Source organism: Draconibacterium sp. IB214405, from assembly GCF_033963885.1.
Lineage (GTDB): Bacteria > Bacteroidota > Bacteroidia > Bacteroidales > Prolixibacteraceae > Draconibacterium.
The window spans coordinates 75,719-94,715 of record NZ_JAXBMA010000001.1 but is presented as its reverse complement, the minus strand read 5'-3'; the positions used below and the strand labels follow the sequence as shown (position 1 = coordinate 94,715).

Here is an 18,997-nt window from a genome sequence, read left to right as displayed (position 1 = left end):
GGAATGATTTTTGTAACTTAACCTGCAGTTAGACACTAATTTATAATCCTATGTTTAAGAACCTTACACCCATCGTAGTGTTGTTGTTGTTCGTTTTTTCAGCAACAGCACAATCCATTGAAAATTATGTAGCCGATCAACCAAACGGCCAGATACAAAAGCTTTATTTGCACACCGATCGGGAGTTTTATTTCTGGGGAGACACGCTGTGGTTCTCAGCCTATCTCGTTAACGGACAGAACCACACTTACTTTGCCGATTCATTGAATATGCATGTTGAGCTTATAGATAAGGAAGGTGAAATTGTTCGAAAGGAACTTTTAATGGTAGTTAATGGATTTAGTAAGGGATACCTGAGTTTTAACGATAATACACTGGAGGAAGGCAACTATTTATTACGGGCTTACACCGATTTTATGCAGGTTCAGCAACCGGAAAACTTGTTTAATAAAACCATTACAATTAGTGCGGTTAAAAACAAGTTTCCTGAAGATAAAGCTGAAGACATTGGGTCGAAGGTATATATCGATTTTCTTCCCGAAGGAGGCATTCTTCTCAATGAAAAGATTAACCGGGTAGCTTTTAAGGCCTATAACCGCCTTGGAAAGTCCGTTGATGTGAAGGGAACGCTTTTTACCATGTCGGGAAAAAAAGTTGCGGATATTGAAAGCAGTTTTCAGGGATTGGGCGTATTGTTTTTTAAATCCCAAGCCGGTGAAAAATATAAAATAGAATTGGATGATGATCGCCAGGTATCATTAAACATTCCGGAGGTTAGTGAAATTGGTTCAAAGCTTGCCCTCTCGCTGGTGAAAAAGAACGGTATACAATTAAGGGTTGAATCAACAGAGGCAGACGATCGGCCCGCTTATCTTGTTTGTATGCATCGGGGAATGGTGAACAATTATATCGAGATTCCGGGATCGGAGAAGGACAAACTGGTTGATTTAAAAAATGATGTTTTGTCGACAGGTATCAACCGGCTGGTTTTGGTCAACAGCGATTTACAGCCCGTTTCAGAACGTTTGTATTTTAAAACTACGCAGGATGAATTTGTAAATATTGAGGTTAGTCCGAATAAAGAAGAATATTCTACCCGCGAAGAAATTGAACTGGATTTGAAATCGGAAACAAAATTGACGAAAGGTGAACTGGCCCGTGTTTCAATGACTGTTATTAATAAAGATTTGTTACTTAAAAATGGAAATGCGCAAACGATACAGTCGTATTTGTTGCTCGATTCAGAATTAAATGGCCCTGTCGATAATGCTGCGGCATTCTTTAAGGACTCTGAAAATATTGAATCGGCAGAAAAACTCGATCTTTTGATGCTTACCTCCGGCTGGAGTTCGTACTCCTGGAATAATTTAAAATCGGTTGAAGAAATGCCGGAAATTGCCGGTGCCGGCCTGCAGTTTAAAGGCAAAGTCAGAAAACTGGTTACACAAAAGCCATTTGCCGACACTGATGTTTTATTAAATATTATTGGCAAAGAGGGGAGTGTGTTGTTTAACGGAAAGACAAACGAAACAGGAGACTTCCTCTTTGACAATGTGGAGTATTTCGACACGGCCCTGGTAATAATTCAGGGATTGAATAACAAGGATAAAAGGTATACAAACCTTGAATTGGCGTACCCCGGACAGGAAACTTTTGAGGTATCAGAGAAAGAACTGGATCATTTGGGAGATAGAGAAATCGTTTCAGTAGGTATGTACAGGCAGAAGTACCAAAATGAGCTGAAATTGAGCGAATTTTATCCCGACAGAAATACCCGCATTTTGGAAGAAATTAAGGTGGTGAGAAGTAAAAGTGAATTTGATGACGGTCATTACAGACCGTATCCGTCTCCTTCGCACTCCATACAGGTTGAAGATTGGCACAGTAGTTATGTGGATGTCTTTCAGTTTATTAAAGGGCGCTTCCCAAATGTGTGGGTAACAGGCGACCATGTTAGAATGAGAGGAACAGGTTCTATCTATGCCTCAACAGAACCATTGTATTTGTTGGATGGATTTACTGTGCAAAAGGATGTGATAAAAAATATTCCTATGGTTCAGATTGATAAGGTAGAAGTGATAAAAGGTCCTTTTGCTGCTATTCTTGGAATGAACGGAGCAAATGGGGTGATTTCTATCTTAACCCGAACTGAAGTTAGTGATAACTATACAAATCAGTTGATCGCGGGAACCTTTGTGAAACGAATCAATGGTTTTCAGAAATACCGCGAATTTTATTCGCCACGATATACCGTAGCAAGTGATTCTGAGATTCCAGATTATCGTCAGACATTGTATTGGAATCCTGCAATGTTAGTTGATGATAAATCACAGAATGTGTCCTTTTTCTCGTGCGACAACCTCGCCAATTACAAAATCTTTGTGGAGGGAATAACTACCACCGGAAAAATATGTATTGGCGAAGCCGATTTTGTGGTTAATAAGCGAAATTTAGAATCATTTTAATGCCTCACTAATATCAGCAATTAAATCTGCAACATTCTCAATTCCCACCGACAGGCGCATCATGCGGTTGTTTATACCGGCCGCAATTCGTTCGACTTCGGTAAACTCGGCATAAATAGTTGAATGCGGATGAATGATCAGTGTTTTGTTATCATTCAGGTTGGTGGCGCGGCGTATGATTTGCAGCTTATTCATAAACGAATAACAGACATCTTTCGATTCCAGCTCAAAACTCATGATCGTACCGGGAACACCGTTAAAGTATTTTTTGGCCAGTGGATAACGATCATCATTTTCCAAACCCGGATAACTCACCTTTTTAACTTTCGGGTTTGAGTTTAGGTATTCCCCAAGTGCCAGGCAGTTTTGGTAACATTTTTCAACCCGAAGCTCCAGAATGTCGAGTCCCTGAATTTGAAAACGCGCCGTTTGCGGAGCCATACTTCCACCGGTATTTCGGTAGATGTTTTTCCTCACCTTGGCAAGAAATGCGTTGTCGTTAAACTTTTCAGTGTACGAAGCAGTATTTGGGTTGAGCTTCCAGTCGTAATTTCCGTGATCGACAATGGCACCTCCAAACGAAGTTGCACCACCAGAGATGTATTTAGTTGTCGACATAACTTCGATGTTTATACCAAATTTACCCGCATTAAAAACATTGGGAGGTGTAATGGTGCTGTCGGCAACCAGTACCAGGTTGTGTTTTTTTGCCACACGCGCCAGCATTTCAATATCAGCAATATCGAGTTGTGGGTTGGTAACTGTTTCGAAATAAATAGCACGCGTATTTTTATCGATCAGTTGTTCTATTTCTGTTTCCGAACTTAAATCGCTAAACCGTGTTTCCAGTCCAAATTCCGAAAGGGTGGTTTGTAACAAGGCATAACTGTGCCCAAACAAACGATTCCCTGAAATAATATTGTCTCCCGCTTTGGTTAGCGCCAATATCGTATTTGATATAGCAGCCATTCCCGAACTTAAAGCAATAACGCCTCTACTTTGTGTAAGCGCTTTTAATTTCAGCTCAAAATATTCAACCGTAGGACTTGTAGTTCTGGAGTATACGTGAGCAATATAGTCGCCTTTAAAGTTGGCTTCAATTTGTTCTGCCGAATCAAATTCGTAAGCAACCGATTCGTATAATGGCATTTGCAGTGCCTTGTGTGGATCTTGTTTGGCGTAAGGAACATTTAATGCGGTAGTAGTAAATCCGGTTTTTTTCATCTGTCTGCTTTTTAAGGCCCGAAAAATAGCGCTATTATTGTATTTCTTGCCCTGATTCGTTATAAAATACCAGAATAAAAAGCCTGATATTTGTTACCCTCAAAACAACTTTAAAACATAAAAGTTTTTCGTATCCCCATAACTTTGGTATAAATATTGTTACTTATTTTCGCAGTTTTAAGTTATAATTAAACAGCATTTACTTACAACTACTAACCATGGCGCCCCCCGTCATGGTTTTTTTATTTTTATTCTCGTTGCAGATCAATACTTTACCCTCGGGTCGTAACCCGATTATTACTTTTTAAAGTTAAAAACAGAGTTGATCTTCCGATCTTTTATCCTAAATAAACGTCATTTTCACGTGTCTTTCTCTATCTTTAAAAAACAAATTCGTAGTTAAACGAATGAAAAGAAAGGAACCGATCAAATGAAAAGATACCTGCCGCAACTAGTGCAGAACGATAAATGGCTGGAGCCCTATTCCGGAGTTATTACCGACAGGATGATTCTTGCCGACCGAAAAGAAAAGGAATTAACAGGTGGTAAATCGTTGGCTGATTTTGCCACCGGACACTTGTATTTTGGCTTACACAAAACAAGCTCAGGCTGGGTGTTGCGTGAGTGGGCACCCAATGCCACTCATATTTTTTTGGTGGGTACGTTTAACGACTGGCAGGAAAGTGCTGACTATTCTTTCTCGCACCTTGAAAATGGCGTTTGGGAATTGGCGCTGGAAGAACATCAGCTGTCACACGGCGATCTATATGCGTTGAATATTCATTGGGCAGTAAATTTTGGAAAACGAATTCCGGCCTGGGCCAACCGGGTTGTACAAGACGAAAATACGCACATGTTTAATGCGCAGGTGTGGGCGCCCAATTCGGAGTACGAGTGGAAAAATCCGGATTTTCAGCGTGCCGATGAACCACCTTTAATTTACGAGGGGCACATTGGAATGGCTGGAGAAGAGGAGCGTGTGCATACCTACAATGAGTTTCGCGAGCAAATGCTACCACGAATAAAAGCCAACGGCTACAATGTTATTCAGTTGATGGCTATTCCGGAGCACCCTTATTACGGGAGTTTTGGTTATCATGTAAGCAGCTTTTTTGCAGCTTCGTCTCGTTTCGGAACACCCGAAGAATTGAAACAGTTGATTGATGAAGCGCACGGAATGGGAATTGCCGTAATTATGGATTTGGTTCATTCGCATGCCGTAAAAAACGAAGTTGAAGGGCTGGGAAATTACGATGGTACACGCTACCAGTTTTTCCACGATGGCGGCAAAGGAGAGCATCCGGCCTGGGACAGCTACTGTTTTAACTATGGAAAGAATGAAGTGCTGCATTTTCTGTTATCAAATATCAGCTACTGGCTCACCGAATATAAGTTCGACGGTTACCGTTTTGACGGGGTAACCAGTATGTTGTATTTTAATCATGGTTTGGAAATCGCGTTTACGAACTACGACGATTATTTTAATGCCAATGTAGACCATGAAGCCACTACATATTTTAAGTTGGCCAACAAACTCATAAAAGAAGTTAGTCCAGCTGCTTTATCGATTGCTGAAGACATGAGCGGAATGCCCGGATTGGCCGCGCCGATTGAGGATGGCGGTTTGGGATTCGACCTGAGAATGGCGATGGGAGTGCCCGATTTCTGGATTAAAACCATCAAAGAAAAGTCGGATGATGAGTGGGAAGTTGGTGATATTTTTTACCAGCTCACGTCAAAACGTATGGACGAAAAAGTGGTGAGTTATGCCGAATCGCACGATCAGGCTTTGGTCGGCGATAAAACAATAATATTCCGTTTGATAGACAAGGAGATGTATTTCTCCATGCGAAAAGATCAGCCAAACCTGACTGTTGAAAGGGGGATTGCTTTGCATAAAATTATCCGCCTGGTGACTGCAAGTTCCGCCGGAGGAGCTTATCTGAATTTTATGGGCAACGAATTCGGTCATCCCGAATGGATCGATTTTCCGCGAGAAGGGAATAACTGGTCCTACAGTCATGCACGCAGAATTTGGAGTATTTCCGAAGATCCGGAATTAAAATTTCACTGGCTGTACGATTTCGATAAAGAAATGATTCAGCTGATCAATCAGAATAAAATACTTTCTATTCCTTCGGTTGACAAGGTGTTGGAGAATAAACCAGATAAGGTGCTGGCCTACCACCGCGGACTGTTTTTATTTGTGTTCAATTTTAACCCAACCCAGTCGTTTACCGATTACGGTATTCCGTTGGGAGCAGGGAAATATCAAATTGTATTGAATTCCGACTCGGGGCGTTTTGGTGGTCACGACCGGATTGACGAAGAAATAAGTTATTATACCATGCCAAGTAAAGGAATGGACAGCCAGCATTACCTGAAACTGTACCTGCCGGCCAGAACGGCACTGGTATTAAAAAAGGTTGATATCCCAAAAGCGAAGTAGATGGCCGAAACAAAGTTTCAAACCATAGTGGACGTGCCACAGTTTTTGTGGCAAACAGGTTACAAGAAGAAGAACCTGTTTATGGGATCGTGTTTTACAGAAAATGTAGGGGCAAAAATGGAAGCTCTGAAATACCCGGTCGACATCAACCCGTTTGGAATTTTGTATAATCCACTCTCTGTTGCCAACGGATTGCAAATTTTGCTGGATGAAAAACAATTTGGCTCGTCGGATCTTGTGGAACACAACGGGCTTTGGCACAGCTTTTCTCATCATGGAAGGTTCTCAAATATTGAAAAGGACGTTGCACTGGATGAGATAAACAGCCGAATTGTAAACTCAGCCACTTTTTTGAAAGAGGCCGATTTTCTGTATATAACTTTTGGTACAGCATGGATTTACCGTTATAAAAAGGACGGCGAACTGGTTTCGAATTGCCATAAAATTCCGGCCCGTGAGTTTGTGCGCGAAAGGTTATCTGTTCAACAAATTCTTGATGTATATCGTCAGTTGCTAACTAAACTTTGGGAATTTAATCCGAAGTTAAAAGTGGTTTTTACTGTGAGTCCGATCCGTCACTGGAAAGATGGTGCGGTTGAAAATCAGCGAAGTAAGGCGACGCTAATATTGGCTGTAGATCAGTTGGTTCAGGAATTTGGATCGGAAAAATGTGCCTATTTTCCATCGTACGAAATTGTAATGGACGAACTGCGTGATTACCGTTTTTATGCCGAGGACATGTTGCATATTTCCGAGGTGGCCATTAAACACATCTGGGAGCGTTTTGCTGAAGCACTTATCGATGCGGAAAGTCTCGCGTTATCGAAAGAAGTCGTAAAAATCACAAATGCTGTAAAGCATCGCCCGATCAATAAGAACTCCATTGAATTTTCTAAATTTCTCCTTAGCTTTCTGAAAAAAACCGGGGATCTCGAAAAAAGATTTCCGTATCTTAATTTAAAGTTAGAAAAAGAATATTTTAATACACAGATTGAGGATTTAGGAAGTGGCGATGAAACAATTGTAAGTTAAATCCTTAACTTAGTAGTGCTTCTTTATTGTGTCTACTGAACCAATACTCAATTTACCAAAGTGTTATTGTTATGCATTACCTTCAATTTGATAAGGAACAGCTGGTAAATCTTGAATATTCGCTGTTCAAAGAAATATTACGGTCAAACAGGGCCGGTTCTTATTTAAGTACCACACTTAATGGATGCAACACGCGCAAATACCACGGCCTGTTGGTGTGTCCGATTGATAACTTTGGTGGCGAAAAACATGTGTTGCTTTCAACTCTCGATGAAACGGTAATACAAAACGAGGCCGAATTTAATCTTGGAATTCATCGCTATAAAGGAGGGAATTACGAGCCCAACGGACACAAATATATTCGGAATGTAGAGTTCGATTCCATTCCGAAAATTACCTATCGGGTTGGAGGAGTGGTGCTTACCAAAGAGCGCTTGCTGGTTGAAAAAGAAGAACAAATTCTTATACGATATACACTTGAAGAGGCGAAATCGCCAACCACTTTACGCCTAAAACCATTTTTGGCTTTTCGTAACATTCACGATTTGAGCAAGGCAAATATGTACCTCAACCGAAAGTTTGGGAAGGTTAATAATGGTATAAAAACCTGTTTGTACGACGGTTATCCCGATTTGTTTATGCAATGCAGCAAGTCGGTTGATTTTGTAGCTGTTCCCGATTGGTATTACGATATTGAATACCTGAAAGAACTTCATCGAGGTTACGATTACCTGGAAGATCTTTTTGTTCCGGGCTATTTCGAGTTCCCGATGAAAAAGGGAGAATCGGTTGTTTTTGCCGCCGGGCTGAATGAGGCTAATCCGGTGTCGTTAAAACAACGTTTTACCAAAGAACAGAAAAAACGAGGTGGAAAAGAAACCTTTAAAAGTGTATTGGAGCAGGCCGCTCATCAGTTTATAATGCACGAAGGTTATACTGCCGATATTATAGCAGGTTTCCCCTGGTATAACAGTATTACCCGGCAAACATTTATTTCGCTTCCCGGTTTATGTCTGGCGCTGAACGATGCAAAACTTTGCGAAAAAATTCTCGATTCGCACCTCAAATATTTTAACGACGGCTTTTTCCCCGACCGGATAAAAGATCAAAAACTGGAATACCATTCGGCAGATACATCGCTGTGGTTTATCTGGGTAATTCAGCAATATTTTAAGAAAAAGAATAATCCGAAGGCTTTATGGAAGCTTTACGGAGAAGCGATAAAACGGATTCTTGATGCCTACGTCAATCAAAATCAGGCATGCATAAAAGTGTTACCAAACGGATTGATTCATGCCGAAAAGAAAGATACGGCACTTACGTGGATGGATGCTTCGGTTGATGGAAAAGCAGTGGTGCCACGTTCCGGACTGGCAGTTGAAGTGAATGCACTTTGGTTTAACGCCATTTGTTTTGCACTGGATTTAGCCGATATGGCCGGCGACAGAGAGTTTATCGACAAGTGGAAACACATGTGTAAAAAGGTGGCGCAATCGTTCCTGAAAACCTTTTGGGGTGACGGACGCGGTTACCTTGCCGATGTGGTAAAAGATGATCAGTACGATTGGGCAGTGCGGCCAAATATGGTAATTGCGGTTGCCATGGATTACACGCCGCTTTCCCGGGAACAGCAAAAAGAGGTGCTTAGCGTAGTAAAGCGGAAATTGCTTACCAACCGTGGTTTACGAACCTTATCGCCCGATCATTTACGTTACTTCGGAAATGTTTCGGGTGGCCCGGAGGAGCGCGAACTGGCAATTCATCAGGGTGCAGTATGGCCATGGTTGCTACAGTTTTTTGTTGAGGGCTATCTGAAAATTCATAAACGTGGAGGATTGCCTTTTGTGAAACAAATTGTAGAAAGTTTTGAAGAAGAAATGACAGAGCACTGCATTGGTAATATCTCTGAAATGTATGAAGGAGATCCGCCGCATATTGCGCGGGGAGCTATTTCGCAGGCCTGGAACGTTGCAGGCGTACTTTATGCACAGAATATGGTGCAGGAGTATTCTGAGTAGTTGGAACATTGTGAAACGTTTTGTAAGAACGGGAAGAATAATCGGTTAAATTTTACAGGCCCATGAAGGTATTAATGTTTGGATGGGAGTTTCCTCCCCATATCTCAGGTGGATTGGGAACAGCATGTTACGGACTAACAAAAGGAATGTCGGAGATAGACGACATTGATGTGACTTTTGTGGTTCCTAAAGCTTTTGGCGACGAAGACCAGGAGCGCATGAAACTCATCGGGGCAAATACCATTCCTGTAAACAGAAAAACGGTTCATTTCGATTCTGAATCAAAAACAATGGAATACCTCGAAGTGGATTCGCCAATTCTGCCGTATGTCACTGAAGAGGAATTTTGGCAATTAAAAAGTGGACGCTATTCAAGCCAAACCAAATTTATTGAAACTGATGACCATTCAAAAATAAATTTCAGCGGAGGTTATGGCCCCGATCTGTTAAAAGAAATTCGTGAATATGCACTGGTGGCACAGTTGATCGCCGAAGACACAACTTGTGATATTATCCATGCACACGACTGGTTAACTTATCCGGCCGGAATAGCAGCTCGTGAAATCAGTGGAAAACCGCTGGTTATTCACGTTCATGCCACCGAATTCGACCGGAGTGGCGGCGATGTAAACCCAAAGGTTTATGCCATTGAGCGCGAGGGTATGGAAGCCGCAGATAAAATAATAACCGTAAGTAACCTTACACGAAATATCGTTATCGAAAAATACGGAATAAATCCCGTTAAAGTAGTAACGGTCTACAATGCAGTAGAATCGATAGAAAACGAAAAAGGTAGTTTGCCACCAAAAGGAGTAAACGATAAAGTTGTAACTTTTTTGGGCCGCATAACTATGCAAAAAGGCCCCGGTTACTTTATTGAAGCCGCCAATCTGGTGTTGAAAAAAATGCAGAATGCACGTTTTGTGATGGCCGGTAGCGGAGATATGATGAATGAAATGATTGCGCGAACAGCTGAATTGGGAATAGCCGATCGTTTTCATTTTACCGGATTTTTAAAAGGAAACGATGTTAACGACCTTTTTAATATGACTGACGTTTTTGTGATGCCTTCAGTATCGGAGCCGTTTGGAATTGTTCCGCTGGAAGCCATGCAGCTGAACGTGCCGGTTATTATTTCCAAACAGTCGGGAGTGGCCGAAATATTGAAACATGCCATAAAAATCGATTTCTGGGATACCTATGCCATGGCTGACGCGATTTATGGTGTTTTAAATTATACCTCATTGTCGGAGCATTTTCAAAACGAAGGAAAAAGCGAAGTGAATGCGCTGAAATGGATTCATTCGGCCAACGAGGTTCGAAAAGTTTACATGGAAACCCTACAAAAGAATTAAATGATTATGAAACAGATATGTTTATTTTTTCAGATACATCAACCGTTCAGGCACAGGCGTTACCGCTTTTTTGATATCGGTAACGACCATTATTATTACGACGATTATTCGAACGAAAGTATCGTTCATAACATTACAAAAAACTGTTACCTGCCAGCCAACAAATTATTATTGGAGCTGGCTGAAAAATACAAGAATAAATTTAAAGTTGCTTTCTCTATTACCGGTGTGGCGCTCGAGCAATTCGAACTTTATGCACCCGAGGTGATCGAATCGTTTCAGAAACTGGCCAAGACGGGCTGCGTTGAGTTTTTAGCCGAGACCTATTCGCATTCGTTGAGCAGCCTGAAAGATGCCGATACATTTACCGATCAGGTAAAAAGGCACGATAAACAGCTGGTTCGTTTATTTGGTCAGAAACCAAAAGTGTTTCGAAATACCGAAATGATCTACTCGGATGAGATTGGTGAGCGGGTGGCTAAAATGGGTTACTCGGCCATGTTAACCGAAGGTGCAAAACACATTTTGGGATGGAAAAGCCCCAATTTTTTGTACGTGAATGCCATTAATCCACGTTTAAAAATTTTGATGCGTAACTATAAAATGAGCGATGATATTGCATTTCGTTTTTCGGATAAAAAATGGGATAAATATCCGCTTACTGCTGAGAAATTTGTTGAATGGCTGGAGGATGCGGCAGACGAAGAAGAGATCGTAAACCTGTTTTTAGGCTACGATACGTTTGGAAGCCGCCAGCCAAAAGAGAGTGGAATTTTTGAGTTTCTAAAAGCTGTGTCAGAACAAATTGTGGAAAGTAATTGTCTTAAATTTTCCACACCTTCCGAAGCGGCAGAGGAACTTCAGCCGGTTTCGGCGGTTAGTGTTCCGCATCCTATTTCGTGGTCGGATGAAGAGCGTGATTTGAGCGCCTGGCTGGGAAACGGGATGCAAATGGAAGCTTATGGGAAACTCTATGATATGAGAGGACAAATGGCAAAATGTACCGATCCTGAACTTCAGAAAGACTGGAACTACCTGCAGGTTAGCGATCATTTCTTTTACATGTCGACCAAATATTTTGCCGATGCCGACCCGCACAGTGTTTACAGTAATTTCGATTCGCCGTACGAAGCGTTTATAAATTATATGAATGTGCTGAGTGACTTTAAGATGAGGCTAAATGCTAAAGTTCCTGAAAATGAAATAGAAAACGAAATTGCCTCACTTCATCGTTTGCTGGAAGAAAAAGAACAAAAAATTAAAAAAATGGAGGACGACCTTCGTCGATTACAAAAAAATAAGAAACTAAAGAAATAGCTGATAGCCGAGATAAGCTATCTGTACACAACATTAAATTTGCTTAACTAAAATTGTGTAAAATAGAAATAGTAAAAATGATAATTTAATTTTGCAGCCGCTATAAAACATTTAGCGACAGTGGTTTGCCAGTGTGGCGCTGCATGTAACTATTAAAATGAAAAGAAAATGGAAAAAGCAAAATTTATAAAAAATCCGGTTATTGAGGAACCGGTTTGGAAACGGATAATTGTAGAATCGAACGTACCGGAGAGCCTTTCGCCACTTCGTGATTTGTCGAAAAACCTGTGGTGGGTTTGGAACACTGAAGCACGTGAACTGTTTCAGCATATTGATGCTGAAATTTGGGAAGAATGTGCGCATAATCCGATCGTATTGCTTGATCAGGTAAGCTACAACCGTTTTAAAGAGTTGGAAAACGATGAAATGTTCGTGGCCCGCATGCACGAAGTAAATGCGAAATTTAATCAGTACCTCGACGACAGAAAGAATCTTGGAGGGCCTGAAATCGCGTACTTTAGTATGGAGTATGGATTACACGACAGTTTAAAGATATTCTCTGGCGGTTTGGGTATTCTGGCCGGCGACTACCTGAAAGAGGCCAGCGATATGAAGACAAACCTGGTTGCCGTAGGTTTGCTTTACCGTTACGGTTATTTCAAACAAAACCTGAATTTACACGGAGAACAGATGGCTGTTTACGATGCGCAGCAGTTCTCTAAAATTCCTGTTCAGCCTGCTCTTGATGCCGATGGAGAATGGGTGAGAGTTGAAATTCAATATCCGGGCAGAAATGTGATTGGCCGAGTTTGGCAAACCAATATCGGTTCGGTAAAACTATTCCTGCTCGACACCGATCACCACGAAAACAGCGATGCCGATCGTTTTGTTACCCACCATTTATATGGAGGCGACAACGAAAACCGTTTGAAACAGGAAATGTTACTTGGTTTGGGAGGTATTCAGGCTTTGAAAAAATTGGGATACAAATCAGACGTTTACCATTGTAACGAAGGACATGCTGCGTTTATCGGTATCGAGCGTATTGCCAATTTGATGGTGGAAGAAAAGCTGACTTATGCTGAGGCAAAAGAGGTGGTGAATGCTTCAACGGTATTTACAACACATACACCGGTTCCTGCCGGTCACGATTCATTCCACAACGATCTTTTCCGTCATTACATGGATTTCTTCCCCGCAAAACTTGGTATAAGCTGGGAAGATTTTGAAATGCTGGGAAAAGCGCGAAAAGAGGAAGACCATTTTAATATGAGTTACCTTGCCAGTAACCTGTCGCAGGGAATAAATGGTGTAAGTATGTTGCACGGCGACGTTAGTAAGGCAGTGTTGAAAGACCTTTTCCAGGGTTATCTTGAGGAAGAACTGGAGATTGGTTATGTAACCAACGGTGTACACTACCCAACGTGGGCTGCCCAGGAGTGGAAAGACATTCATAAAAGATATTTTGGCGAGCAGTTTCCGGATAATCAATTGGATTTTGATGTTTGGAAAAACATTTACAACGTACCCGATCACGAGATTTGGGAACTCCGTAAAAAGCTACGTCAGAAATTAATCAACTACATAAAAGAGCGTTTCTCGGATAACTGGATCAAACGATCGGAGAATCCAAAGTTGATTACCGAGATTCTTGGAAAATTAAATCCGAATACGCTTACCATCGGTTTTGCCCGAAGGTTTGCCACTTATAAACGTGCGCATTTGTTGTTTCGGAACCTTGACCGTTTGGCGAAGATCGTAAACGACCCTGCGCGTCCGGTACAATTTATTTTTGCAGGAAAAGCACACCCGGCCGACAAAGCAGGTCAGGATTTGATCAAACACATTGTTGAAGTATCAAAACGTCCTGAGTTCCGTGGAAAAATTCTGTTTGTACAGAACTACGATATGAACCTCGCAAAAATGCTTTTGCAGGGCGTTGATGTTTGGATGAACACACCAACCCGTCCGTTGGAAGCATCGGGAACAAGTGGTGAAAAAGGTGTGATGAACGGAACGCTGCACTTTTCTGTACTCGATGGCTGGTGGGTTGAAGGATATCAGAAAGATGCCGGTTGGGCATTGCCAGCTGAGCGTGCCTACGACGTGCAGGATTTCCAGGATGAACTGGATGCTGAAACCATTTACAATATTCTGGAAGAAGAAGTTGTATCGGCCTATTATAACCGTAACCAGTACGATATTCCTGAAAAATGGATCAGCTATGTGAAAAATACGCTGGCAAATGTGTCGCCAAACTTTACAACCTCGCGAATGATGCGCGATTACAAGGATCGTTACTACAATCCGCAGTATGAACGTACGCAGAAAGTAAAAGCTGATGCATTTAAACTGGCGAAAGAATTAGCTGCCTGGAAAGAAAAAATAGCCGCAAAATGGGACGAGATTGAAGTGAAAAACATCGAGATCATCGATGGTATTGCACACACCATGTTGATGGGTGAAAAATATCCTGTAAAAGTATCGGTTGATCTTAAAGGTTTATCGCCCGAGGAAGTTGGTTTGGAACTGGTTATTACCGAAAGTGATGATGATGGACAGGAAAAAGTTGTACGTACGCTGGAATTTATTCCTGAAAAATGTGAAGGTACAGGGTGTTGTTACAAACACATTGTGTTGCCTGATCACCCGGGATCGTTCGCATACAGTTTCAGGTTGTATGCAAAACATCCGGAACTACCGCATCGACAGGATTTCAGATTTATTAAATGGATAAGTTAATTCTGTAAAGTCTTAAAAATAAAATATATAAAAGGTGTCCGTTTGGGCACCTTTTTTTATGCGCTGATCATCAGTCGGAGTACGCAACAAAAGTTTCAAAATCGAATATGTTTTAAAATTGTAATTGGTATCATTTTTACATTTCATTCAAACTATTATTTTTACGAAATATCATTTGTAATATAAAATGAGCATGAGAGCTAAAATTTACAGCAATCTTAATGATCATTGTTTCACTCGAATTCTCCGTCAGTTGACGGATTGCCGTAAAATTTAAAAATCATAAACACATGAAAAACCAAAAAAGTGTTGGTAAAAAAATAAAAGAGTTTCGCGAGTTCAGACAACTTTCGCGACCTGATTTGGCGTTGCAGGCTAATCTTGATGAAGCACAACTTCAGTTAATTGAAGAAAAAGGGAATGTGCCGTCACTTGGTATTCTTATAAAAATTTCGCGTGCTTTGGGCGTTCGAATCGGAACATTTCTGGATGATCAGGAGACCATTGGTCCGGCACTGGTAAATGCGGGTCAGGCAGAGGAAAGCCTGAGTTTCTCAACAAAAGACGAAACCAGTCGCGAGCACCTGAACTTTTTCTCGCTGGCACAAGCTAAAGCCGGAAGGCACATGGAGCCTTTTTTGGTGGAAATAGAACCGGCAGAAGAATCGGATTACAAACTGTCGTCGCACGAGGGCGAAGAATTTATTTATGTGTTGGAGGGAAGTATCGAAATTAACTATGGAAAAGAGGTGTACGTCTTGAAAAAGGGCGATACCATTTATCTTGATTCGGTTGTTGCGCATAATATTCATGCAGCAGGAGATGAAGGAGCCAAAATGCTTGCGGTAATTTATACGCCAATCTAAACTAAAAACGTTTTCATGCAACTACTCGACTATACTTTAGGAAATATACTGGAAAAATGGGCCTTCGAAACACCGGATAAAGATTTTATCGTTTATCCCGACCGTAATCTTCGGTTTACGTACAAAGCGTTTAATGAGCGGGTAGACAGCCTGGCAAAAGGTTTACTGTTTATTGGCATTAAACCGGGCGACAAAGTGGGCGTTTGGGCAAAAAATGTTCCCGACTGGACCACATTGATGTTTGCAACAGCAAAAATCGGAGCTGTTCTGGTTACCGTAAATACCAATTATAAATCGTCGGAGCTGGAATATATCCTTAAAAATGCCGATATCAATTCACTTTTTATTGTTGATGGTTACCGCGACAGCAACTACGTTCAAATGGTGTTCGATCTGGTACCGGAACTAAAAAGTCAGGCGCGTGGAAAGTTAAAATCAGAAAAATTTCCGAAGCTCAAAAATGTAGGGTTTATCGGTCAGCAGAAAAATCGGGGAATGTACAGCACCGACGAGCTGATGTTATTGGGAAGTCATATCGACGACCTGGAGTTAGAGAGTGTAAAAATTGGATTGGATTGCCACGATGTGGTGAATATGCAATATACCTCGGGCACAACAGGTTTTCCTAAAGGAGTGATGTTAACTCATCACAACATTCTGAATAACGGATATGCAACGGGCGAGTGCATGAAATATACTGAAGACGACCGACTACTGGTTTGTGTTCCGCTGTTTCATTGTTTTGGTTGTGTGCTTGCGGTGTGTTCAATCGTAACACATGGCGCTACCATGGTTTTTACTGAGGATTTTGATCCGCTGCTTGTACTGGCATCGGTTCAGAAAGAAAAGTGTACGGCACTTTACGGTGTGCCAACCATGTTTATTGCAGAACTGAATCATCCAATGTTTGAAATGTTCGATCTGTCGTCGTTGCGCACCGGAATTATGGCCGGAGCACTTTGTCCGATAGAAACGATGCGCCAGGTGATGGACAAGATGAACATGAAGGACATTATCATTGTGTATGGCCTTACCGAAAGCTCTCCGGGAATGACAGCCACACGAACCCACAATTCGGTTGAAGTTCGGTCCACAACAGTTGGATTCGAATTCCCAAATGTTGAGGTGAAGATCGTTAATCCTGAAACCGGCGAAGAATGTCCGGCGGGAGAACAAGGGGAAATTTGTTGCCGTGGTTACAATGTAATGAAAGGGTACTACAATAATCCGGAAGAGACAGCAAAAGCCATTGATAAAGATGGATGGTTGCATTCGGGCGACCTGGCAATAAAAACAGAGGACGGCTTTTACAGAATTACTGGCCGTATTAAAGATATGATCGTACGTGGTGGCGAAAATATTTACCCGCGCGAAATTGAAAATTACTTGTATCAACTGCCGCAAATCGAGGCGGTAGAAGTAGCCGGTGTGCCAAGTCCAAAATATGGCGAGGCGGTTGGTGCTTTTATAAAACTGAAAAAAGACGAATCATTGACAGAGGAAGAAGTGCTTGATTTCTGCAGAGGTAAGATTGCGCGATTTAAAATTCCTAAATACATTTTCTTTGTTGATGGTTTTCCGATGACTGCCAGCGGTAAAATCCAGAAATACAAGCTTAGTGAGCTATCGGTTGAGCTATGTAAGGAACAAGGCATTGAGATTGTATAAATCTCTCTATCATTGATTTCTATTGAATTATTATTACCGATAGAGATAATCGAACAAAAAAGACATTTTTTTGCAAAGTTTCAGATTGCAAGGGAAAGTGATTTTTCACTTTCAGTTTGTATTCCCCGGAATAATTCTGTTATGGTTTCGTGCTATTATTCTAAGATTACTTAAGACCTTTTACTTCACAAAAATCACACTTGTCTGCGTTATGACTTATGTCATATTTCAGGCATCTAAAAAGCGCAATTTTCGCGGCTGTTCAGAAAAGCAGTTTTTTTATGAGTATTTAATTACCTCTACGAAGGGTAATTGATTAGACAGCACAGAGTTTTTTGAAGCCATTTGCAGAGCGCAAGTGGCTTTTTTAATTCTGGAGACCAGGAAACTGTTGATGGATTCCGGTTTTTCAAAGAGCTTAACTATATTTGTGCATCTATAATACAGCAAAGAATCATGGCAAAATACAAACGCATTCTGTTAAAATTAAGCGGCGAATCGCTTATGGGAGATCAACAACACGGTATCGATCAAAACCGATTGGCTGATTACGCTGAAGAAATTGCAGCAATTGTAAAATCAGGCGTGCAGGTTGGAATCGTAATTGGTGGAGGAAATATCTTTCGTGGATTAAGTGGTGCCGCCAAAGGATTCGATCGGGTAAAAGGCGATCAGATGGGAATGCTGGCCACGGTTATTAACAGTTTGGCGTTAAATTCAGCCCTGGTAAATCAGGGAGTAAAATCAAAAGTGCTTACGGCAATCAGAATGGAGCCTGTTGGCGAATTTTACTCGAAAGACAAAGCGATTGAGGCTCTGCAAAACGGAGAAGTGGTAATTATTTCCGCCGGAACCGGTAATCCATATTTCACAACCGATACAGCAAGTGCATTGCGCGGAATTGAAATTGAAGCCGACGTTATGTTTAAAGGAACACGTGTTGATGGTATTTATACTGCCGACCCTGAAAAGGATAAAAACGCGACAAAGTTCGACAAGATCAGTTTTGATGAGATTTATAACAGGAACCTCAGAATTATGGATCTGACCGCCACAACCTTGTGTAAGGAAAATAACCTACCTATCTATGTGTTCAATATGGATCAAAAGGGTAATTTACAGAAGGTTATGAGTGGTGAAGACATTGGCACACTCGTTTATATTTAGCCTTTGGTTATTTTAAATACGAATAAATTATTTAAAAAATTTTTGGGAATTTATATTTTTTCTATATTTGCTAACATTCCACAGTTGGAAACTCAGTGTTTTAACCAATGCAAGAAGAAGTAGATTTTGTTTTAGACGTTTGTAGGGAGAAGATGGAGGCTGCAATTTCGCACCTCGAAAAAGAATTGGTTCACATTAGAGCGGGGAAAGCCTCACCAACCATGTTGGATGGAGTTCTAGTTGAATATTATGGTAGTCAAACACCTCTAAGTCAGGTGTCTAACGTAAGTACGCCTGATGCACGAACAATTGCTGTTCAACCTTGGGAAAAGACTTTGATCCCGGTAATTGAAAAGGCAATTATTAATGCTAATCTGGGTTTTAATCCGGACAACAACGGCGAGATTATCAGAATTAATATTCCGGTACTAACTGAAGAACGAAGAAAAGGCTTGGTAAAACAAGCTCATCAGGAAGGAGAGAACGCAAAAGTAAGCGTTCGTGGTGCACGAAAAGAATCGAACGACAGCCTTAAAAAACTTCAAAAGGATGGTTTGTCGGAAGATATCGAGAAAGACGCAGAAGCGGAAGTGCAAAAACTAACTGATGATTTTGGTAAGAAGATCGACGCCTTAGTGAAAACTAAGGAAGAAGATATAATGACTATTTAATTGTTTCTAGTTTTCTGTTTTCT

At 41.2% G+C, this 18,997-nt stretch carries 12 protein-coding genes; 11 read left to right on the top strand and 1 reads right to left on the bottom strand.

Going from position 1 to position 18,997, the window contains the following annotated elements:
• Window positions 1–50 precede the first annotated feature (50 nt).
• The gene (locus SLH46_RS00300; RefSeq protein WP_320279132.1) at window positions 51–2,465 is read left to right on the top strand and encodes a TonB-dependent receptor; all 2,415 of its coding nucleotides are present in this window, start codon (window positions 51–53) and stop codon (window positions 2,463–2,465) included.
• On the opposite strand, the gene SLH46_RS00295 is transcribed toward SLH46_RS00300, so the two are convergent.
• On the bottom strand, window positions 2,457–3,689 hold the full coding sequence (locus SLH46_RS00295) for a PLP-dependent transferase (RefSeq protein ID WP_320279131.1): 1,233 nt from the start codon (window positions 3,687–3,689) through the stop codon (window positions 2,457–2,459). The two genes, SLH46_RS00300 and SLH46_RS00295, sit on opposite strands and share 9 nt — an antisense overlap.
• 430 nt (window positions 3,690–4,119) lie before the next feature.
• Between SLH46_RS00295 and SLH46_RS00290 the strand changes: the two genes are divergently transcribed.
• The 10 genes from SLH46_RS00290 (at window position 4,120) to frr (ending at window position 18,974) form a co-directional block, all read left to right on the top strand.
• Window positions 4,120–6,138, top strand: a complete 2,019-nt coding sequence (locus SLH46_RS00290) for an alpha amylase C-terminal domain-containing protein (protein WP_320279130.1) — start codon at window positions 4,120–4,122, stop codon at window positions 6,136–6,138.
• Entirely contained in the window at window positions 6,139–7,170 is a 1,032-nt protein-coding gene (locus tag SLH46_RS00285; protein WP_320279129.1) for a GSCFA domain-containing protein, read from the top strand.
• A 71-nt stretch (window positions 7,171–7,241) separates the two neighbouring features.
• Window positions 7,242–9,188 (top strand): amylo-alpha-1,6-glucosidase, encoded by a 1,947-nt coding sequence (locus SLH46_RS00280; RefSeq protein ID WP_320279128.1) that lies wholly within the window; start codon window positions 7,242–7,244, stop codon window positions 9,186–9,188.
• A 62-nt stretch (window positions 9,189–9,250) separates the two neighbouring features.
• A complete protein-coding gene (locus SLH46_RS00275; RefSeq protein WP_320279127.1) occupies window positions 9,251–10,543 on the top strand; it encodes a glycosyltransferase family 4 protein in 1,293 nt (430 codons plus the stop codon).
• A gap of 6 nt (window positions 10,544–10,549) precedes the next feature.
• Window positions 10,550–11,860 carry a glycoside hydrolase family 57 protein gene (locus SLH46_RS00270; RefSeq protein WP_320279126.1) on the top strand — a complete coding sequence of 437 codons (1,311 nt, stop codon included), beginning with the start codon at window positions 10,550–10,552 and terminating at the stop codon, window positions 11,858–11,860.
• 168 nt (window positions 11,861–12,028) lie between these two features.
• On the top strand, window positions 12,029–14,602 hold the full coding sequence (gene glgP, locus SLH46_RS00265; RefSeq protein WP_320279125.1) for an alpha-glucan family phosphorylase: 2,574 nt from the start codon (window positions 12,029–12,031) through the stop codon (window positions 14,600–14,602).
• 290 nt (window positions 14,603–14,892) lie between these two features.
• Entirely contained in the window at window positions 14,893–15,468 is a 576-nt protein-coding gene (locus SLH46_RS00260) for a helix-turn-helix domain-containing protein (protein ID WP_320279124.1), read from the top strand.
• Between the two features lie 15 nt (window positions 15,469–15,483).
• Window positions 15,484–17,136: an AMP-binding protein gene (locus SLH46_RS00255; RefSeq protein WP_320279123.1), complete on the top strand. Its 1,653-nt coding sequence runs from the start codon at window positions 15,484–15,486 to the stop codon at window positions 17,134–17,136.
• 456 nt (window positions 17,137–17,592) lie between these two features.
• A complete protein-coding gene (gene pyrH / locus SLH46_RS00250) occupies window positions 17,593–18,303 on the top strand; it encodes a UMP kinase (RefSeq protein ID WP_320279122.1) in 711 nt (236 codons plus the stop codon).
• 107 nt (window positions 18,304–18,410) lie between these two features.
• Window positions 18,411–18,974: a ribosome recycling factor gene (frr, locus tag SLH46_RS00245; RefSeq protein ID WP_320279121.1), complete on the top strand. Its 564-nt coding sequence runs from the start codon at window positions 18,411–18,413 to the stop codon at window positions 18,972–18,974.
• Window positions 18,975–18,997 lie beyond the last annotated feature (23 nt).